Source organism: Methylomonas sp. MED-D (genome assembly GCF_050276835.1).
Taxonomy (GTDB): domain Bacteria; phylum Pseudomonadota; class Gammaproteobacteria; order Methylococcales; family Methylomonadaceae; genus Methylomonas; species Methylomonas koyamae_A.
In genome coordinates, this window is record NZ_CP189965.1 from 2729593 (window position 1) to 2750309 (window position 20717).

General features: G+C 56.2%; 17 protein-coding genes and 1 tRNA gene. 9 read left to right on the forward strand and 9 right to left on the reverse strand.

Translation table 11 applies throughout. The annotated features are described in order from the left end of the window. Positions 1-75: 75 nt before the first annotated feature. From kdpC to lplT, 4 genes are all read left to right on the forward strand, one after another. The gene (gene kdpC, locus ACQE3E_RS12035) at positions 76-657 is read left to right on the forward strand and encodes a potassium-transporting ATPase subunit KdpC (protein WP_427500579.1); all 582 of its coding nucleotides are present in this window, start codon (positions 76-78) and stop codon (positions 655-657) included. A 558-nt stretch (positions 658-1215) separates the two neighbouring features. Beyond that, a complete protein-coding gene (locus tag ACQE3E_RS12040; protein ID WP_427500580.1) occupies positions 1216-3354 on the forward strand; it encodes a hypothetical protein in 2139 nt (712 codons plus the stop codon). A 380-nt stretch (positions 3355-3734) separates the two neighbouring features. Beyond that, positions 3735-5909 (forward strand): AMP-binding protein, encoded by a 2175-nt coding sequence (locus ACQE3E_RS12045; RefSeq protein WP_427500581.1) that lies wholly within the window; start codon positions 3735-3737, stop codon positions 5907-5909. Between the two features lie 32 nt (positions 5910-5941). Beyond that, positions 5942-7114, forward strand: a complete 1173-nt coding sequence (lplT, locus tag ACQE3E_RS12050) for a lysophospholipid transporter LplT (RefSeq protein WP_313730256.1) — start codon at positions 5942-5944, stop codon at positions 7112-7114. On the opposite strand, the gene ACQE3E_RS12055 is transcribed toward lplT, so the two are convergent. Then, complete coding sequence (locus ACQE3E_RS12055) at positions 7089-7682, reverse strand: TetR/AcrR family transcriptional regulator (RefSeq protein WP_071156731.1); 594 nt, start codon at positions 7680-7682, stop codon at positions 7089-7091. The two genes, lplT and ACQE3E_RS12055, sit on opposite strands and share 26 nt — an antisense overlap. A 63-nt stretch (positions 7683-7745) precedes the next feature. Here ACQE3E_RS12055 and ACQE3E_RS12060 point away from each other — a divergent pair, with 63 nt between their 5' ends. Beyond that, on the forward strand, positions 7746-8252 hold the full coding sequence (locus ACQE3E_RS12060; protein WP_313730255.1) for an NUDIX hydrolase: 507 nt from the start codon (positions 7746-7748) through the stop codon (positions 8250-8252). Between the two features lies 1 nt (position 8253). On the opposite strand, the gene ACQE3E_RS12065 is transcribed toward ACQE3E_RS12060, so the two are convergent. Both ACQE3E_RS12065 and ACQE3E_RS12070 read right to left on the reverse strand, forming a co-directional pair. Beyond that, positions 8254-8682 carry an Hsp20/alpha crystallin family protein gene (locus ACQE3E_RS12065; protein WP_175463663.1) on the reverse strand — a complete coding sequence of 143 codons (429 nt, stop codon included), beginning with the start codon at positions 8680-8682 and terminating at the stop codon, positions 8254-8256. A 103-nt stretch (positions 8683-8785) separates the two neighbouring features. Further along, positions 8786-8862 (reverse strand) — tRNA-Asp (locus tag ACQE3E_RS12070). A 63-nt stretch (positions 8863-8925) separates the two neighbouring features. Between ACQE3E_RS12070 and ACQE3E_RS12075 the strand changes: the two genes are divergently transcribed. Further along, positions 8926-9585, forward strand: a complete 660-nt coding sequence (locus tag ACQE3E_RS12075; RefSeq protein ID WP_313730254.1) for a class I SAM-dependent methyltransferase — start codon at positions 8926-8928, stop codon at positions 9583-9585. Here ACQE3E_RS12075 and dmeF read toward each other — a convergent pair. Continuing rightward, complete coding sequence (dmeF, locus tag ACQE3E_RS12080) at positions 9548-10537, reverse strand: CDF family Co(II)/Ni(II) efflux transporter DmeF (protein WP_168031629.1); 990 nt, start codon at positions 10535-10537, stop codon at positions 9548-9550. The genes ACQE3E_RS12075 and dmeF overlap by 38 nt on opposite strands. Before the next feature lie 143 nt (positions 10538-10680). Between dmeF and xseA the strand changes: the two genes are divergently transcribed. Then, positions 10681-12027, forward strand: a complete 1347-nt coding sequence (gene xseA, locus ACQE3E_RS12085) for an exodeoxyribonuclease VII large subunit (protein WP_313730253.1) — start codon at positions 10681-10683, stop codon at positions 12025-12027. On the opposite strand, the gene ACQE3E_RS12090 is transcribed toward xseA, so the two are convergent. After that, positions 12024-13100 (reverse strand): ecdysteroid 22-kinase family protein, encoded by a 1077-nt coding sequence (locus tag ACQE3E_RS12090; RefSeq protein WP_231883543.1) that lies wholly within the window; start codon positions 13098-13100, stop codon positions 12024-12026. The two genes, xseA and ACQE3E_RS12090, sit on opposite strands and share 4 nt — an antisense overlap. 389 nt (positions 13101-13489) lie before the next feature. On the opposite strand from ACQE3E_RS12090, the gene ACQE3E_RS12095 reads away from it, so the two are divergent. Both ACQE3E_RS12095 and ACQE3E_RS12100 read left to right on the forward strand, forming a co-directional pair. Continuing rightward, the gene (locus tag ACQE3E_RS12095; protein WP_427500582.1) at positions 13490-16756 is read left to right on the forward strand and encodes a bifunctional diguanylate cyclase/phosphodiesterase; all 3267 of its coding nucleotides are present in this window, start codon (positions 13490-13492) and stop codon (positions 16754-16756) included. A gap of 45 nt (positions 16757-16801) precedes the next feature. Beyond that, positions 16802-17746 (forward strand): histone deacetylase family protein, encoded by a 945-nt coding sequence (locus tag ACQE3E_RS12100; RefSeq protein ID WP_313730251.1) that lies wholly within the window; start codon positions 16802-16804, stop codon positions 17744-17746. Between the two features lie 4 nt (positions 17747-17750). Here the strand turns inward: ACQE3E_RS12100 and ACQE3E_RS12105 are convergent, their stop codons facing one another. The 4 genes from ACQE3E_RS12105 to ACQE3E_RS12120 all read right to left on the reverse strand — a co-directional run bounded on the left by ACQE3E_RS12105 (position 17751) and on the right by ACQE3E_RS12120 (position 20674). Next, positions 17751-18242 (reverse strand): cytochrome P460 family protein, encoded by a 492-nt coding sequence (locus ACQE3E_RS12105; protein ID WP_427500583.1) that lies wholly within the window; start codon positions 18240-18242, stop codon positions 17751-17753. Positions 18243-18779: 537 nt separating this feature from the next. Beyond that, entirely contained in the window at positions 18780-18920 is a 141-nt protein-coding gene (locus ACQE3E_RS12110; RefSeq protein ID WP_409521119.1) for a helix-turn-helix domain-containing protein, read from the reverse strand. 611 nt (positions 18921-19531) lie between these two features. After that, complete coding sequence (locus ACQE3E_RS12115) at positions 19532-19906, reverse strand: hypothetical protein (protein ID WP_313730250.1); 375 nt, start codon at positions 19904-19906, stop codon at positions 19532-19534. A 93-nt stretch (positions 19907-19999) separates the two neighbouring features. Continuing rightward, on the reverse strand, positions 20000-20674 hold the full coding sequence (locus ACQE3E_RS12120; RefSeq protein ID WP_313730249.1) for a hypothetical protein: 675 nt from the start codon (positions 20672-20674) through the stop codon (positions 20000-20002). Positions 20675-20717: the final 43 nt, after the last annotated feature.

A 20717-nucleotide genomic window follows, 5' to 3' on the forward strand; every position in this document is an offset into this window, starting at 1 on the left:
CAAGGATGCAGGAGGTAGAGCAACGCCGGGAGCATTTGCCGAGAGGGCGTTTTTACAGAATTATTAAGGCATTAAATGATGACTACTTACTTAAAACCCGCAGCGATGATGCTGTTCCTGCTGACCCTGGTGACCGGTGCCGCTTATCCGGCCCTGGTGACGGTGCTGGCGCAAGCCTTGTTCAGCGAGCAAGCCAATGGCAGCCTGATCAAAAACCAGCAAGGCCAGCCGATCGGTTCGGAACTGATCGGCCAAACTTTTAGCGAGCCGAAATATTTCTGGAGCCGGCCCTCGGCCACGGGCCCCTATAGCTATAACGCCGCCGCTTCCAGCGGTTCCAACCTGGGGCCGACCAATCCGGCGTTGGCTGACGTGGTCGCCGCCAGGATACAAGCGCTGAAAGACGCCGATCACGGCAACCACTCGCCGGTGCCGGTGGATCTGGTCACCGCATCCGGAAGCGGCCTGGATCCGCATATCAGCGTCGCCGCTGCCGAATATCAGATCAAACGGGTCGCAAAGGTCCGCAAAATTAACGAAGCCACGTTGCGCGAACTAGTGGATGCACATACCGAAGGCCGGCAATGGCTGGTGTTCGGCGAACCCAGAGTCAATGTGTTGAGATTGAATCTGGCACTGGACCGGGCAAGCCGCTAGTGATACAGGGAAATGCGTGTAGGCTTGGTTGAAGGCGGCAAGAATAGGTCATTTCACACACTCCGCTTTATTCGCTCCGGAACCGTCCTCCAAGTTAAATACCTGAATTTCTTCAAGGAAATAACGAACGTATCAATACGGGTAATTTGTAAGTAAAAACGTACGTCGGCATTTTTGAGGATTTCCCAGATAAATTGGGTCGAATCCGAGCGAATTTGATTCGTTCTGTGTTATTTCACACACCACTAGGTCATATCCCCTATTTTTTGAATCGATGTCTATTTGACTTTTTTCATTATTCGTCTACGACACCTTGCTCCGATCTTTTTAAGCCGCCGCCTGAAGAAAAATAGCTGTAGGCTATTGACTTATATAGAGTATTTTTTCTGGAAAAATCAACCATCAATGTGGGCACGCCGATTGCTCCGCGAAAGCCGATGCCGCGCGGATTCGTCGATTCAGGTTGTCTGGAGCAGAAACACCCGGAATAGTGCTTTCTATCCGTTTCCATCGCCCCGCAGCCGCCGCATCGGACTATCACCCACGACAGGATACATTATGAGAAAAACCATCACACTTCCCTTGGCCTTTGCAGCCGCGCTGGCGCTGGGCTACAGCCTGATGCCGCAAATCGAGGCGCCTTATACCGGTGTCGGCAGCGTCGAAACGCTAGGCTCGGTTTACGAACGCTGGAAATCCGCGTTCGAAATACAGGGCCACCCGGAAACCGTCAACATCGGTCTCGGCTATTCCAAATCGCTTTCGCGCGAACTCAGCGACGGCCAAGGTCAGGCCGCTATCGATCTGATGAGCGGGCAAGTGCGCATTTCGGTTAAAGGCTTGTCTGCCGAGCGGCCCTACGATGTCTGGCTGATCGACAACCATCACAGCGGCAACGCGATCAAGCTGGGTCCGATGTCCGCAAAAGCGGACAAACGGGTTTTCGCAACCATGCTCGATCGCGACCGTCTGAACGGCTTTACGTTGGACAGCGTTGCGATAACCTTGGCCGGCAAAACCCCAAGCGAAGGCGGTCTGCTATTCGGTTCTCCCGGATTGCTGCAACGGGTTTACTACACTGAACGCTACTGGCCAGCGGCCAATCTGGGCACTGTCGGCCACGCGGAACCGGCGGGTCAAGCCGAAGTCCCTTTCGATTTTCTGCTGCCTAAAACGGCGCACGCCGCCACCGCGGCAACCACCGACCAACAATTGGCCGAATTAATCGCCAAGGGTCAAAAGCTGTTCACCGAAGAAACCTTCGGCGGTAACGGCCGAACCTGTTCCACCTGTCACCGTCCCGACCGCAATCACACTATCGATCCGGCGTATATCGCTAAATTACCGCCCAGCGATCCACTGTTCGTCGCCGAAAACAACCCGGCCCTGGCCAATCTGGAAAAACCCGCGCTGTTACGTCAGTTCGGGCTATTCGTCGCCAACGTGGACGGCTTCGGCAAACCGCCGGTGATGCGGGCAGCGCCGCATTTGCTGGGGTTGTCGGCTTCGTTGAAATTCGAGACATTGGCGATGGGTGGTGAATTCACCGAAGACAACGATTATTTCGCGGAACACGATCCGATCGCGCAGCAAGACAATCGCCAAACCGAAGCCATCGGCTGGGGTGGCGACGGCGCGCCGGACGGCGGTTCGCTGCGCGACTTCGCCAAGGGCGCGGTCAAACAACACTTGCCCAAGCGTTTGGACCGGGTCGAGAACGTCGATTTCCGGCTGCCAACCGAAGACGAATTGGACGCGCTGGAAGCTTATATGCTGTCGCTGGGGCGTAGCGCCGACATCAATCTGGCGGCGATGACCTTCAAGTCGCCGCTGGTGCAACGCGGTCTGAAATTGTTCAACACCAAGAACAACCCCGGCGAGACCTTGAGCAACGGCTACCCGGTCGGCGGCACGCCGGTCTTCGGCACCTCGGCCAATTGCAATGGCTGCCATATGAACGCCGGCGCGATCAGTTCCACGACCGGCGGTAATCCGACCCGCGACACCGGCATCGAGCGCATGCGCGATCAATTGCATCACCTCGCCGACACTAGCGTGGCCTACGACGGCGGATTCGGCCAAGTTCTGCAAAGCGATTGCGGTCCGGACTACGATCAGCCTTGTTACAGCGACGGAAGCGTCGATCCGCGCAACATTCGGCCCGCGGATCATCCGCGCCTGAACCGTTTCAACACGCCCCCGTTGGTCGAAGCCGCCGATACCGCGCCGTTCTTTCATAATAACAGCGTCACAACGCTGGAAGAGACCGTCGCCTACTACAACACCGAATCCTTCAACCAGTCGCCGGGGGCGTTTACCTCCAAAGGCGTCAATCGTCAGGTGAAGCTCGACTCGTCGCAAGTTATCGCGGTTGCGCTGTTTCTGCGTTCGATCAATGTACTGGAAAACATCCGCAGTTCGAATGCGCTGGATCAAAAAGCCATCGACCAGGCCAACGCCAACAGTGTGAAATCGGTAAAACTGGCCATCGCCGACACTCAGGATGCGATCAGGGTGCTATCCGAGGCGGTAATCAACCCGTATCCGGAAGCCCTGAACAAGTTGGAAAAAGCGTTGGATTATGAACATCGCGCCGTTAACGGGTGGTTCATGACCGGGGGACAACGCCTACGCTTGCTGCAACAGGCCATCACACTGAAAAATCAGGCCAAGGCCTTGATCGTCACCGAAGGCTAAACGCCTTCTTTCCGAAAGCCCGCGCGCGGCAACACGAGCGGGCTTTTTCATGCGGACGAGTTACCGATAAGCCGATTGCCGATCGATGATATATTTTCCCTCGTCTCGAGTCCTAAAGCTGGATTGCTGAGTTGTTCGACCTAGCGGTCCAGGTAATCAAGCTCCGCATCCTTAAGGTCCTGTCGGGTAATGCTGTTTTCAAGCGTAACCAAGCGCCGGACCGGCTGCTAGCCTCACACCGTCGACTCTAAGCCTCGCTCATTCCGAACTGACGGAGGGAGGCGATTACGTTAATAATTGAACATTGTTTAATTATGTAATATATTGGCGCCCGGCAATTCGCTGACTGTCTGCTAATATGCGCGCACGGGAGGATATCTATGTTAAAGATTGTTTTACGCTGGCTAATGACGCTGGTCTTCAAGGTGAAGGTCAATGGTTTGGAGCACTACGCCCAAGCCGGCAAACGGGTGCTGATTATCTCCAATCACACTTCTTTTCTCGATCCGTTGTTACTTGGCGTGTTTTTGCCGGACGACATCACTTTCGCGATCAATACCCAAATTTCCCAACAATGGTGGCTGAAACCGTTTTTAAGGTTATCGACGGTCTTTCCGATGGACCCAACCCATCCGCTGTCGTTGAAGGCGCTGATTCATCATTTGCAAAACGACACCCGCACGGTCATTTTTCCGGAAGGCCGTATCACCGTGACCGGCTCGCTGATGAAAATCTACGATGGTACCGGCATGGTCGCCGACAAATCCGGCGCGACGATTTTGCCGATCCGGATCGACGGCGCCGAATACACCCATTTTTCCAAGCTGCGCAATATCGTGCGCTTGCGCTGGTTTCCGCGCATCACGCTGCAAATTCTGCCGCCGACCCGGATAGACACCCACGGCGCGGTGACCGGCAAAGCCCGCCGAAAATACAGCGGCCATATTTTGGCCGACATCATGACCGAAATGATGTTCGCCAGCAGTCACTACCGGCAAACCATTTTTTCGGCGTTGTTGGAGGCCAGAACGATACACGGTGGTAAACATCGGGTAGCCGAAGACCTGGATCGCAAACCGCTGAATTACGATGCCTTGGTGACCCGTAGCATTATTGTCGGCAAACTGTTGCGCAATATCAGCGCCAGCGGCGATCAGGTGGGTCTACTGCTGCCGAATTCGGCAAAAACCCTGTGCGTGATTCTAGGTTTACAACTGTATGGCCGAGTTCCGGCGATGTTGAATTACTCAATCGGCGCGACGGGTATGAAGTCGGCGTGCCGGACCGGGGTCGTCAAAACCGTGGTTAGCTCGCGGCGCTTTATCGAACTGGCCCACTTGCAAACCGAAGCACAGGCTTTGTCCGAGCAGGTGAATCTGGTGTATTTGGAAGATTTGGCGGCCGGCGTGAATGCCTTTGCCAAAATCATCGGTTTTATCCAAGCCAAGACCGCCGACTATTGGTACGATCACCGCCGCTGTAGTCCGGACGATGCCGCCGTGGTCCTGTTTACGTCCGGTTCCGAGGGCGAGCCGAAAGGCGTTGTGTTGTCGCACGGCAATATTATCGCCAATCACAAACAGTTAAAGGCCAGGATCAATTTCAATCCGCAAGACGTGGTGTTGAATTTTCTGCCGATGTTTCATTCCTTCGGCTTCACGGTCGGCACCATGCTGCCGGTGTTGAACGGGATGACTACATTTTTCTATCCGTCGCCGCTGCATTACAGCGTGATTCCGGAAATCGCCTACGACATCGGCGCGACCATCATGTTCGGCACCAATACCTTTTTGGCGGCTTATGCCAAGAAAGCCCACGCCTATGATTTCTATAACATGCGTTACGTCGTGGCCGGCGCCGAAAAATTGCAGGAAAGCACCCGCCATTTGTGGATGGACAAATTCGGCATTCGGATATTGGAAGGCTACGGCGCCACCGAAACCGCGCCGGTGACCTCGGTCAACACGCCTATGGACTACAAAGCGGGTAGTGTCGGCCGTTTCATGCCCGACATGCTCTACAAGCTGGAGCCGGTGGAAGGCATAGAGCACGGCGGTAAACTGCATGTCAGCGGCCCCAACATCATGAAAGGCTATCTGCTACCGACCAATCCCGGCATTTTGGTACCACCGGCCTCGGTCTACGGCGACGGTTGGTACGATACCGGCGATATCGTGCAAGTGGACGACGAAGGCTTCATCCACATTCAAGGGCGCAGCAAACGTTTCGCCAAAATCAGCGGCGAGATGGTGTCGCTGACCGCGGTCGAGCAACTGGCCGGTCAGGCCTGGCCGGACGGCCATCATGCCGTGGTCGCCCTGCCCGATCCAAAAAAAGGCGAGCAACTGGTATTGCTGACCAACGTCAAGCAGGCTACGCCCAAAGCCCTAGCGGCGGCCTCGCCCGGCGTGGCGGCAATCAATCTGCCGAAAAAAGTCATGATCGTCGAACACATTCCGATATTGGGAACCGGCAAAACCGATTACCCCGGCGCAACCCAACTGGCAGCCGAGTGGTTAAACGCCGCAAACACCGACGACGGCGACGACGCCTGACCCTAGCGACTTAATCCTAACGCCCCAAGGTCATGAATAAATCTATCTACCCGCTGTTGGTCGCCCAATTTTTGTCCGCGTTCGCCGACAACGCCATCTTGTTTACCGTTATCGCGATGGTAATGCAAGCCGACCATCCGCCGCCGTGGTATGTGCCGGCGCTGCAAAGTGTGTTTCTGGTAGCGTTCGTGGTGCTGGCGCCCTGGGTCGGCGGCCTCGCCGACCGACATCCCAAGGCCAGAATCCTGATCGTTGCCAATCTGATCAAGGCTGGCGGAGCCGGTTTACTGTTATTGCAGGTCGAACCGCTGCTGGCCTATTGTCTGGTCGGAGTTGGCGCGGCGCTATACAGCCCCGCCAAATACGGGATATTGCCGGAACTGGCTGGCCACGCCGGTTTGGTCAAAGCCAACAGCTGGATAGAAGGTTCGACGATACTGGCGATTCTGACCGGTATGACGGTCGGCGCCAGACTGGCCGATTATTCGGTGTATTGGGCGCTGACCTCGACGATCGCGCTGTTTATGGTCTCGGCCGCGACCACGTTATTTTTGCCGACCGGGCTGCGCAAGCCGATTCCGGAGGGATCGAAGATCTTGCTGTTTTTCCGCGAGGTCCGCGAGTTTCTGGCGTCGCCGCGTTCGCGCTTCGCGGTTCTCGGCGCTTCGCTATTCTGGGCCGCCGCCGCCGCGGTACGGGTGATCGTCATCGCCTGGGCGCCGGCGGTATTGCTGATGCATAACGCCAGCGACATCGCCGATTTGACCTTGTTTTTGGCAATCGGCATCGTTGCCGGCGCGGCCTTGGTACCGCGCCTGATTCCGCTGGAACATCTGCGCCGAGCCAGACTGCCGGCATACGCGATGGGTTTGCTGATCGTAGCCTTGAGCTTTACCGACGCAGTTTGGCCGGCACGCGCGGTGTTGTTTTTAATGGGTACCGCCGGCGGGATGTTCATTGTCCCGATCAACGCGGCTTTGCAGGAAATCGGTCAGCAAGGCATAGGCAGCGGCGGCGCGGTGGCGATGCAGAATTTCTTTCAGAACCTGGCGATGTTGATCGCGGTCGGCGGTTATACCGCCGCGGCGGCCGAAGCAAACCAGCCGGCCATAGCCCTGATCGTGCTCGGTGGCTTGTTGATGGCTGCTACCTTCGTCGTGGTCCGGCATTTGCCTGAGACTACGCCACCCGCCAACCCCGAATAAACGTCGACACCAACAGCGACACCGACGCCCGGGCCGAGTCGATCCCGGACGGTTGGCCATGCCCGGTCAGCGCCAATATACTGATGCCGTGGACCCCACTCCACAACGCGCGCGCCGCTCGCCGCTCGGATTCCGCGTCGGTACCGGCATGCAGTTGCCGTATCAAGCTTTCGACGATATCGAACATATACTCGATTTTTTGTTGATACCAATCCGGTGGCGCTTCTTCGCTCTGCATATCGAATATCATCCGCCAGCGGTTGAAATGCTTGGCGGCGAAATCCAAGTAAATATCCGCCAGTTTCATCAAACGTTCGCCAGGATCGCCGTCGGCCGGACAGGCCGCCAGATGCTCGGCCAACTCGTCCAGTGTCCTCGCTTTCAGGTGAATGATCAGATCGCTCATATTGGCGAACACCATGTAAATGCTGCCAACCGTGTAGCCTATCTCCATCGCGATTTTTCTGACCGTCAACGCATTGAAGCCGTCCTCCACGACGATGGTTTCGGCGGCGGCCAAAACCATTTCCTTGATTTGCTCCTGACTGTGTTCGCTTCTTCTAGCCATGTTTACCCTGCGGCAGCGTCCAAAAACCTTTAACATACACGACCTTGGATTGGGAATCGAGTCATGCATCACGAATTACTGGCGGTTGTCGACCAGGACGACCAAGTCGTCGACCATTTACCGCGCGGTGTGATTCACGCCCAAGGGCTACGCCACCGCGCAGTGCATATTTTAGTCTTTAACCGACAAGGCGAGCTGTTTTTGCAAAAACGCTCGATGTTGAAAGACTTGAACAAAGGACTCTGGGACAGTTCGGCGGCCGGCCATGTCGATGCCGGCGAGGACTACGAAACCGCCGCGCCGCGCGAGCTGATGGAAGAATTGGGCGTCAACGCCGATCTGCAAGCACTGTTCAAATTAATACCGACACAGGACTTGGGTATGGAATTCATCCAGGTGTACCGTTGCCGTCACGACGGTCCATTCCAGTTGGCGGAAACCGAAATCGACGACGGCATCTGGCTAACGCCCGACGCCGTCAGCGAACGGGTCGAACGCGACGATCCGACCCTGACCGTCACGTTCAAAATTATCTGGCGCCACTATCGCGAGCTAGACCGCACTGCTTAGATCACTCTACCGTCAAGCGCTGGCCGCTCTTGGCCTTGCTTTTTACCAGGGTCAGTGTCAATACGCCGTTATCGTATTTGGCCTTGCTGGCGGTCTGATCGATATCGACCGGCAACTGAAAGCTGCGCGAAACCTGACCGTAATAGCGTTCGCTGCGCAGAAGCTTATCTTCGTTGGACTGGCTGTCGATCTGACTGATGTCGGCGCTGATACCGACCACGTTGCCTTCGATACGGACGTGGATGTTGTCCTTGCTGGCGCCGGCCAGTTCGGCTTCGACGATGAATTCGTTCGGATTTTCCTTTATGTCGACTTTGATCTGGCTAGGCAGGGGATCGCCGTGCAACGGCCGCACCAGATAGCCGGGACTAATATCCCGAAACAACTCGTCGAATAAACCGCGTTGACTGAATGAACTCAAACTGCTCATCACAATTCTCCTGCTGTTATTAGGGGAAAGCCAATGATACGGAATGAATCGCGGTTTGAAAACAACCGGCGGATAGCCTAAACGGCCTACTGAAAAACGAAGTTGGCGGAGCGGACGGGGCTCGAACCCGCGACCCCCGGCGTGACAGGCCGGTATTCTGACCAACTGAACTACCGCTCCGCTGTTAAGAGCGGCGCATTCTACAGTATATTTGCTAACCGTCAAGCAAAACCAATACCATTTATGCCAGATATTCCCTGCCCGCTTTGCGGCGCCGCATCTTCCGTCGAGTTTCATCGCGACCGTAACCGCGACTATCGGCGTTGCGGTCGATGTCGCCTGGTCTACGTGCCTGCCAGCCAGCATTTATCGCAGGATGCCGAGAAAGCGATTTACGATTTGCATCGGAACCAAACGGACGACCCCGGTTATCGTTGTTTCCTGTCGCGCTTGGCCGCGCCGTTGCAAGAACGCTTGGCGCCCGGCGCTAGCGGCCTGGACTTCGGCTGCGGCCCCGGTCCGGCCTTGGCGGCAATGCTAAGCGAAGCCGGCCACGCGGTGAAGCTATACGATCCGATTTACGCCGCGCACCCGGCCTTGTTGTTACGCCAATACGATTTCATTGTCTGCACCGAAGTGGTCGAACATTTTCGGCGGCCGGCAGAGGAGTTCGAACGAATATTCGGCATGTTAAGGCCTGGCGGCTATCTGGGACTGATGACCAAACTGGTCATTGACGCCGCCGCCTTCGCGCGCTGGCACTATAAGAACGATCTCACCCATATCGGATTTTATTCCCGAGACACCTTGACTTGGTTGGCGAACCGCTATGGCTGCGGCATCGAATTCGTGGCCGCCGACGCCATCATTCTGCGTCGCAATCCCGACCGTTACAGCGATTAACTTCGACCGTGACATGGTCCAATTGGGAAAAGCCGGCCAAGCGGGTTTTGTAATACGCTGGCGACTGGGGGAATTGCGTGACGACGCCGACAATGGCCGCGCAATGATTGGCGCTGAGTCGCCAAACGTGCAGATCGCTGACCTTGGTTTCGCCGTCGGCCTCCAGTTCACCGCGAATACTGTCCAAAAAACCGGTTGCCATACTCTGATCCAACAACACCGGCGCCGTCTCGCCGACCAGTCCGTAAGACCAAATCAGGATGACCAACGCGCCGACGAAGCCCATCGCCGCATCCAGCCAGACCCAACCGTAGTATTTGCCGGCGAGCAGCGCGACCATCGCTAGCACCGACGTCAACGCGTCGGCCATCACATGCAGATAGGCGGCCCGTAGATTATGGTCTTGGTGGTGATCGTGAGAATGGCTGTGGTCGTGATCGTCATGATCGTGGTGGCGATGATCGTGGCCATGCTCGGCATGACCATGGTGATGATCGTGGTGATCGCGCAGCAACAGCGCGCTCAACAAGTTGATACCCAGCCCCACCGCAGCCACGATAATGGCTTCGTCGAAGCGTATCGTTTGCGGCATCATCAGCCTTTCGACCGACTCGGCGGTCATCGCCAAGGCCACCATCGCCAACGCGATCGAACTGGCAAACCCCCCGAGCACCCCAACTTTCGCCGGACTGAACGCAAAGGTATTGTCGAATTGGTGCAGCCGGGTGTAACGATAGGCAAAGATGGTGATCATGAAAGCGACCACATGGGTTGCCATGTGCCAACCATCGGCCTGCAACGCGATCGAATGAAATTGCATGCCCGCGCCGATCTCAACCAACATCGTCGTAAACGTCAACAACAACACCCATTTGGTCCGCCGCTCACCCTTACGGTTGATTCTGGCGAAGTTGTGCGGATGCTCCCAACGACTTAATTGATGTACATGCATGACTGGCTTCCCGATTTCCCGATGCTGGCGCGAATTCAAAACCGCATTCTAGCTCAGCCGACCGACAAACTCCCAGTACGTTCTCGGCGCCAATTCACGATTCGCTTTAAAATGCCGGTTCCGTTATACCCACCTAAATTCCGATGGCCAATCCGTCCGTTTTTACCGTCAGCCAGCTCAACCGCGAAGCCAAGCGCTTGCTAGCGCAGCATTTCCTAACCGTACAAGTACAGGGTGAAATATCCAACCTCAGCCTGCCGGCTTCGGGTCACGCCTATTTCACGTTAAAAGACGCGCAGGCCCAGGTACGCTGCGCGATGTTCAAGGGCCAGCAATCGACGCTGCGGTTCAAGCCGGCCAACGGTCTGCAAGTGCTGGTGTCCGCCCAAGTCAGCCTGTACGAGCCGCGCGGCGATTACCAACTGGTCGTCGAACGGATGGAGGCGGCTGGCGAAGGTGCGTTGCGGCAGGCTTTCGAACAATTGAAAGTCAAGCTGTCCGCGGAGGGTTTGTTCGACAGCGACCGTAAACAAGTATTGCCGCTAATTCCAGCCCGGATAGGCGTTATCACTTCGCCGAGCGGCGCGGCGATCCGCGACATCCTGACGGTCCTGAAGCGGCGCTTTCCGGCGATTCCGGTGGTGATTTATCCGGTCGCGGTGCAAGGCGAGGCCGCGCAATTCGAAATCAGCGCCGCACTGGCGGCGGCCAATCGCGATGCGGCGGTGGACCTTGTGATTCTGGCGCGCGGCGGCGGTTCGCTGGAGGATTTGTGGGCGTTCAACGAAGAACGCGTGGCTCGGGCGATCGCCGCCAGCCGCTTACCGGTGATCGTCGGCGTCGGCCATGAAACCGACGTCACGATAGCCGACTTCGTTGCCGACCTGCGCGCACCGACACCGTCGGCCGCCGCCGAACACGCCGTACCGGAACAAGCCGCTTGGCTATATGCCTTTACCGACGCGGAACGGCGCTTGACGCGACTAATGCAACTGAAACTGAGCAGCTCTCGGCAACAGCTGGCTTGGCGCGAAAAAGCCTTGCAGGCTCAGCACCCCGGCGAAAAACTTCATCGCAACGCCCAACGCTTGGACGAACTGGAGCGCCGTCTGGCCCACGCTCAGCAGCGCCGGCTTAGCCAGCAGCGTCAACACTGGTTGCAAGTCGAGGCTCGCCTGAAACAGGCCCAGCCCACCGCCGCATTGGAACGCTACCGGAATCGCTTGGAATTTCTGGAGCAACGACTGGCTGCGGCGATGAACCGTAAACTGGCGGACCTGGCCCAACGCCAAGCGGCGGCAGGCGCCACCCTGCACGCGGTTAGCCCGCTGGCAACCTTGCAGCGCGGCTACGCGATCGTCCAACGTCACGGCGAAACGGCAATCATTAAATCGGCCGCGGATCTGGCGGTCGGCGATTGGTTGGACATCCGTCTGGCGAGCGGACAAGTGGTCAGCGAGGTCAAACGGCTTACACGGGACGTGGCCTAGCGCAAGTCCAGCGCGGCGTAACTGTCGTGGTCGTCGACGGCGGCGGATGCCCGGCGGATCATTTCCAGATTGGGTTCGGCGTCCATCAGACCGCCGATCGCCAAGGTCACGACCATCGCTTCGAAAGGATAGAGTAGATGGGCACGATAGCGTCGCAGCAAGCCCGATTCGTCGAGCTGATCGATGCCTTGTTCGGACAGCGCGCCGAGATAGCGCTGCAATAGTGACCGTTCGTGCGCGCGTCGCACTTCGGGAGTCAGCGCGGTCGCCATAAAGTAGGCCAGATCGCCTATCCCTTCGCCGGCCCTGACCAACTGCCAGTCGAGGAACCCCGGACCCGACGAGGTCCAGAACAAGTTGCCTGGATGACAATCGTGGTGAATCAGGGTTTTGGTGCCGCTGCTGAGGGATTGCGTAATCCGGCGGCGATTGCGGGCATAGTTCAGCGCTGTGCCGTGCAAGCGGGTCGGCACCAATCCGCCGGCCCTCCGCAGTCCCCGCTTCATCAGCGGTACCGCCAGAACCGTACCCATTTGATGCTCGATTTGCTGACTGAAGCCGTTGAGCCAGCGGTGCTCCCGCAGCAAATGGGCGTTCCCCCAAAATCGTCCGTGAAAACGCGCCAGATTGTCGACGACTTGAACGGCCTGTTCCGCCGTCAAGGCCTCGCCGGATTGACCGGCCCTGTGGCCAAACTCGGCCAGATCCGCCATCACCAGCGTACTGCCGCCCCAGCGCGTTTGGGCGGCCAGGATTTTAGGCAATCTCACCGGCAAGGACGGCGCCAGCGCCTTATAAAAACTGACTTCCTTGTGCAACAACCGAGGCAGGGCGGTGATCAGCCTGGAACGCCAGGCCAGCGACGGCGTTTTGATAAACCAGCGCGACGGCACCTCCGCTTGGGCATCGTGTTGCACGGTAATCCGCCAGCGGGTCGAGGTACCGACATTGACCGAATCGACGCAGACGTCGGCGACTCTGGCCGCCGACACGTGTTGATCAACGATTCGCTGCGCCCATTGTCGGGACAAATGTTCGGGCTTAGCCAGTACTATATCGGGCCGCGTGCTCACCACGCCCCCTGTTGCACCGGCCGGCACCGCGTCGCCGTTTCGGATCGGCCGCCTGAAAAAAATGGGTTCATCGTCGCCTGTCGAATGAAAATTGCGTTGACGCGCCGCCGCTCGAAGCTATCGATGAGGACCGGCGCAACCTAACATTTCTTAACAAAAGCGGCGCATTTTACTATTAGGGTGGTAAGTTACAACCACGAGCGCGCGCCGCGCATTTCGATTGCCCATATCGACCAACAACTTTTGCTAGAATCTGGAATGTTTACAAGCCCTTTTTCATCGCCTCCGGTATCCAATGCCTATCCCATCATCTACCCTAGCGCCGGCGCGTCTTGATGTGTTCGGCACCGAAGTGACGGCTGCCTATCGACTGAGAGGAAGCGGCCAACGTGGTTAAGGCTTTGCGTTCGCCGGGCTTCACGACCAGCCTGTGGTTGACATTCGCGGTTTTCGTTGGCTTTACCGCGATGTTCACCCTGTACGTCCGTTCGGAGAAAGCGATAGACCGAGCCAACGACATCCGTATTCAATCGGTGTTACTGGCTGGCGAATTGCGCCAGTCCTCGGATGATCTGACCCACATGGCGCGCAGCTACGTGGTCACCGGCCATCCGATTTACAAGCAACACTATCAAGAGATTCTGGATATTCGCGACGGTAAAGCGCCAAGGCCGGTCGACTATCAAAATGTCTATTGGGACTTGGTCTTGGCCGACGATCGACGGCCAAGACCTTCCGAAGACCGAGCCGCGCCATTGCTGGACTTAATGCGCACGGCCGGCTTCAGCGACACCGAAATGGCCGATCTCGCCTTGGCCAAGACCCGCTCCGACGCGTTGACCGCGATCGAAAGGGCCGCGATGGCTCTGGTCGATCAGGCGGAGCCGATCGCCGATCCGACCCGCATGCGAGCTAGCCAAATGGTGCACGATGCGGCCTACCACCAAGCCAAGGCGGCGATCATGGAACCGATCGGCTCCGCCTACCAAATGGTCGAAAACCGTACCCAACAAACAGTGAACGAAGCGATTTCCACCGCGATGACGATGCGGATCGGTCTAATCGCTCTGGCCGCGCTTCAGGTGCTGACCTTGCTGTTTGCGCTCCGCAATCTGAACCGAGCGTTGGGCGTTTCGGTGGAAGAACTACACAGCCATATGGTCCGCATCGGCGGCGGCGACTTTCGAACCGCGATTCCGCTGACCGCCAAGCAAGACAACAGCGTGATTGCCTGGCTGGCCGACATGCAATGTCGGCTGGCCAGCCTGGAGGCCGAGCAGCTTCAAGCCGAAATGCGGGCTCGGCGGCTGACTCAGTTGTACGCAGCGCTGAGTCAGTGCAATCAAGCCATCGTGCGCTGCGCCAATCAGGAAGAATTGTTTCCTATCATCTGCCGCGACGCGGTGTTGTTCGGCGGCATGACGATGGCCTGGATCGGTTTGGTGGACGAATCCGCCCGAACGGTCAAACCGGTTGCCGGTTACGGCGACAGCATGGACTATCTGAATCAGCTTGAAATCAGCATCGATCCGAATCTGCCGAGCGGGCGCGGCCCCACCGGGATTGCGATACGCGCGGATCGTCCCTACTGGTGCCAGGACTTTCAAAACGATCCCAATACCGCCACCTGGCGCGACCGAGCCACGGAGTGCTACGTCCAAGCGTCCGCCGCATTGCCCTTGCATCGCGACGGCCGGGTCATCGGCAGTTTTAATTTATATTCAGGCCAATTAAATGCCTTCGACGACGACGCCCGAAACCTGTTGCTGGAAATGGCGATGGATATCGACTACGCGTTGATGGGCTTCGACCGTGAGGAAGAACGCCGCCGTAACCAGCAAGCCGAGCAATTTCGCGGCTTTATGTTGGAGAGCTTGAATAGCGGAGCGCCGCTGTCGGCGATATTGATCAACGTCGTCACCAAACTGGAGTCCATTATCGCCGACAGCCGTTGCTCGGTACTGCTATTGGACGAAGCCACTCAACAATTGCGCTTAGCGGCCGCGCCCAATTTACCGGAATTTTATAATCAGGCGGTCGACGGCTTGCCTATCGGTGCCGGCGTTGGCGCTTGCGGCAATACCGCTTACACCGGCCAACGCACCATCGTCGCCGACATTCAAACTCATCCGTACTGGGCCGCGTACCGCGACATCGCCCGTCATGCCGACCTGGGCTGTTGTTGGTCGGAACCCATCCTCGCCAACGGCAACCGCGTACTGGGTACCTTCGCAATTTATCGAAGTTATCCGGCGGAGCCCGACCGCTATCATTTGCAACTGCTGCAAATGGCGGCGGATTTCGTGACGCTGGCGATAGAGCGTAAGAAAGCCGAGGACGACATTTATTTCCTGGCCAATTTCGATCCGTTGACCGGCTTGCCGAACCGGGCCAGGCTTAACGAACATCTGAAGCTGGCGATCGGCATCGCGAAACGCACTAACGGGCATCTAGCCCTGATGTTCCTGGATTTGGACCACTTCAAGGACATTAACGATACCTTGGGGCACACCATAGGCGACGCCTTGCTGATTGAATTGGCCGGCCGCCTGAAACAAGTATTGCGAGACGAAGATACCATCACGCGTCTGGGCGGCGACGAGTTCATCTTCCTGTTGCCGGGCACCGATGCCACCGGCGCGGCTTGGGTCGCTCAGAAATTGCTGGATACCATCGCCGCCGCGTACCGGATCGATCAGTACGATTTAACGTTGACCGCCTCTATCGGGATCGCCATCTATCCCGGCGACGGCGACGACCTGGAAGCGCTATCGCGGTGCGCGGATACCGCAATGTACCGCGCCAAACAGGAAGGGCGCCACGGCGCCCGATTCTTCACGCCGGAAATGCAGGCCAGTTCGGCCCGGAATCTGCAACTGTTGAATGCGTTACGATCGGCGTTGGAGCGCGACGAATTGACCTTGCACTATCAACCCCAAATTGCCTCCGGCAGCCGGCGGCTTATCGGCGCCGAAGCCCTGTTGCGCTGGCGACATCCGGAATTGGGTTTGGTGTCGCCGGCAGAATTCATTCCGTTGGCCGAAGAGAGCGGCTTGATCCTGAGCATAGGCGAATGGGTGATCCGAACCGCCGCCCGCCAAGCCGAAAGCTGGCGCCAAGCCGGCTTCCCGCCGTTCATCATGGCGGTGAACGTATCCGCCGCCCAATTCAAACAGCCTGAACTGCCCGAATTGGTCGCGGACATTCTGCATGAAGTCGGCCTGCCGGCCGAATACCTAGAACTGGAATTGACCGAAGGCGTGGCGATGCACAATCCGCAAGGCGTCATCGCGATGATGGCGCAGTTTCACGAGCGCGGCATTCGGATGTCGATAGACGACTTCGGGACCGGCTATTCGTCGCTGAGCTATTTGAAGAAATTCAAGGTTTACAAATTAAAAATCGACCAATCCTTCGTCCGCGATCTAACCAGCGACCAGGAAGATAAAGCCATCGTGGCGGCGGTGATCAGTTTAGCGAAGAGTCTGGGCCTGAAGACCATCGCCGAAGGCGTCGAGACGGTCGAACAACTGGACTACCTGCACCAGCAGGGCTGCGACGAAATGCAAGGCTATCTGTTCAGCAAGCCGCTCCCGGCCGAGGCCTTCACCGATTGGTTGCGAGCACATGCCGAACCGGCATCGTCCGGCGATTGATCCCGCGACAACGTTCAAGCGCGGCCCAGGACTAACGAGATCGGAATGACGACACTTTATTACAGCCACGCGGACTGCTTAAACCACGACACCGGTCCCACCCATCCGGAAACAGCGGCTCGTCTGCTAGCCATCGATAGCGCACTGTCGTCAGCGGACTTCGCCAAACTGGTGCGGGTCGCGGCGCCATTACCGAACGACATCGAAGACAAATTGGCCTTGATTCACTCAAAGGCCATGATTGCCAAGGTCGTTGAAGCCGTTCCGGCCGAGGGACTGGTAAAGTTCGACGCCGATACGGTCGGGTCGGCGGGTTCGCGTCTGGCGGCATTTCGGGCGGTCGGCGCGGTGTGCGATGCTATCGACAAGGTGTTGAGCGGTGCAGCGGATAACGCTTTTTGCGCAATTCGTCCACCAGGCCACCACGCAACGCCGGACTACCCGATGGGGTTCTGCCTATTCAACAATATCGCGATCGGCGCCGAATACGCCAGAACCCATTACGGGCTGACGCGCGTCGCCATCGTCGATTTCGACGTGCATCACGGTAACGGAACTCAAGCGGCGTTTTACGCGCAACCGCAAGTGTTGTATGCATCCAGCCATCAGTGGCCGCATTATCCAGGTAGCGGATTGGCGCGGGAAACCGGGGTCGGCAATATTATCAATCTCCCGCTTGCCGCGGGAACCGACGGCGCGACTTTCCGGACCCAATACCGGGAAACCCTACTACCGGCCGTCGCGGCCTTCCAGCCGGAATTGCTATTGATTTCGGCCGGCTTCGACGCTCACCGCGACGATCCGCTGGCCGGCTTGAATCTGCTGGAAGCCGATTTCCGATGGTTGACCGACCAACTCTGCGAGATTGCCCACGCCTGTTGCCGGGGGCGGATCGTTTCCAGCCTGGAGGGCGGCTATGATCCTCGAGCGCTGGGCGCCAGCGTGGCGGCGCATGTCGCCGCTCTAATGGCGAGCGGCGACGCCCAATGAGTGTTTATTGCAAATTGCTCAGCGTGTAGACGTAACCGCTGTCCTTCATCGGCGAATGACAAGCAAAACAGGTCGCGGATTTGTCGCTGTCCAGCATCTTCAAGGTTTTGCCTTCCCAAATGCCGAATCCCCAACCGCCGGTATTCGAGTATTTCCGGCTGTCCTTGACCATCGCTTCGGCGGCGGTGAATGCGCCGGGAACCGTGGCGGCTTCCCAATTCGGATGTTTTCGTTGATCCCATTTGATTTTGGCGATCACCGTCCCGTCGGGCCAGGGCTTGGTTTTGCCAGCCCGCGCCGCCGCGATGGCGGCATCGTTACCAACGATGGCGCGCACACTGTTCTTATCGTGGCGTAGCGATACGCCCAACAAGCGCCAGTCGCGGTATTCGCCATGCTCGATTTTGGCCGCGACGCCGGTCTCGGCCAGAGTTTCGCCGCCGACCAGCACCAATGCCGACGCGACCAGCACGCCGGCGTATTCGATAATTTTCATGAAATGCTCCGTTCCGTAAGATTGATTCGGGCCGATAGTCTAACTGCAAACCCAGGAATCGGCGCGATCGGTCAGCGAAACACCAGTATTCGCCTATCGCCGATTGATGCCAGCGTGCAATACGCGAGGTATATTGGGCTTGCAATCGAAAACGCGCAAACGAGCAATCAGCGCAATTTTCTAGCGGAATTAAGTGCAACTGTACAACGCCAACTGCCCGTTTCAGGGTAATAGTCCATCAGTTCGATGGCCCTGCGAGTGGAAGCATGGCAGCCCTTCTTATTAGTCGTCCGCGATTTGAATGCTACGATCAGTTCGCATTGGTGCTGCAGATTTCGGCAGCACACGCGGTTTGCCACGGTCGCCGCGATGGACGGTCTTAGGTTTGTGTAAATCCCGGAGTGCGCGATAAACCATGTCGGTGGAAGCGGCGTAGAGTTCGTCGATGGATTTGACCTGGGTAGCTCGTTCCGGACTTTTGCCGGCAATCGATCCAGCCGTTGGCGCAATGCCAACAGCGAGTCGGCGGGTATCGGGCTATGCCGCGTCGCGGGCATTGACACCCTGCTCCGCGAGATAGTTATACAGGGTGCTTTTGGAAATCCCCATGATTTGGCAGATTTTCACAGTGCTGTGTTGGCGTTCTTTTAACTTGCCAAGTAATTGCGACTGGCCCAATGAACAAGGCTAAGGCCGGACGGATCATTTAATCCGTCCGTAACGTTTGTCTTACCTTCAAACTTGGTTTGAAACGTTCAGGACGGGGTATATACCCCGTCCCGCTCAGATACCCCGTCCCGCTCAAGGACGGGTTGCATACCCCGTCCCGCTCAAGTTGTTGGGGCTGGGCGAATTACCAAGACCAAGACTGGACGGATTATTTAATCCGTCCGTAACGTTTGCCTTACCTTCAAACTTGATTGAAACGTTCAGGACGGGATGCATACCCCGTCCCGCTCAGTTCTAAAATGGCGGAACGCTGTCGTCTTCCGCCTTACGGCCTTACGGCCTTACGGACTTATTGGGGGCTGGCCCGATTATTCAACTCGCTCGTAACGTTAGTCTCGCCTTCAAATTGGCTTCAAACGTTCGGAACGAGCCTTTGCCCGAAGCCGGACGGATTATTCAATCCGTTCGTAACATTTGTATTACCTTCAAACTTGATTTGAAACGTTCAGGACGGGGTACATACCCCGTCCCGCTCAAGGCCAAATGCATGATTGCAAAATCTGACCCCAGGCTTTTCGTATTGCGGGTTATCACGTATTGTCGTGTTTATTTGAAATAAGTTATCTCAAAACTTTTTTCCACTCACCACTACCCCACTCATATTCCTTCCCTGTAAATCTAATATGCGAATCATCGACAGCGTCAATTATAAGTTCTTTTGGACCAGTGAAAAGTTGAAAATATTTTGATACGAAAGTAAAAAGAGTGGAACCCGGCCCTCCCTTTATACGCGATTCTCGTAAATACAAGACTCCATTACTTACCCACCAACGCCCTTCAAATCTATCCCCGATAATTGAGAAAAGCACGTCTTCAGCTTTCTCTTTAGGCAATTGCTTAAAAACGTAGGTACCATCCGGCTGTAAATCAAGTACCAATGACTTGACTGAACCATCTTTCTTCCATGTTCCAATAATTTTTGTCTCAATGGTCATTATTTACTATCCCGATTTATTCATCTGGTGATTTGCCTGCGCCTAACACCTAAACTCAGCCATTCTACTTACAGCATCGGCTGGAGTACATTGTTATTCATTACTTTTTCGTGCAAATCCTAGCAAACCAAGCATGCCACTACCAAACAACAATGCTGCTGATGGAAGTGGAACTTCTGGCACATATTCAGTGTAACCATTTACTGCTAACACATTTGACATACCGTCTGGCGTGTAAAAACTGACCGAACTATTCATAACTATATCTTTAAATGCAAAACCGGCATACGATTGATTACTAGCCACTAGATCTGCAACGTAGTTGGTTACATCAAAAATATACAAACCAAGATTATTTATTCCACCGGTTGTCAATATTAAATTATCTTGCAAAAGATCATCATAAGTAATAATGCCGTCTCCTGAATAACCATGTATTTCCAGTATGGGGGTTTCAGAAAAAACATCAGGGTACGCAGAATACCCAGTTGCAAGAAGGTATAACTCTGCTGACTGTACTTCTGTGACACCTTCTAATGAAAATTCAATGGCGCTCTTGGATTCATATGGAAGACCTAAAAAGTTATTCGCTAATGCTCCACCAACATGTGGCGCACCACATTCGAAGTCAATAGAATCCGGTCTCTCACAGAATGCTGCTTGGTCAGACGCATATATGCTTGCTGCAATTGATGATGAACAATAAAATAGTGCTAAATAAGGTATACAAACTAATTTTATTGTAAGCGCCTTACAAAAAGTTAGCATGTGTTTTCGGTGTCGCGTCCCTGGGTGGATGCTGGACTGAGAG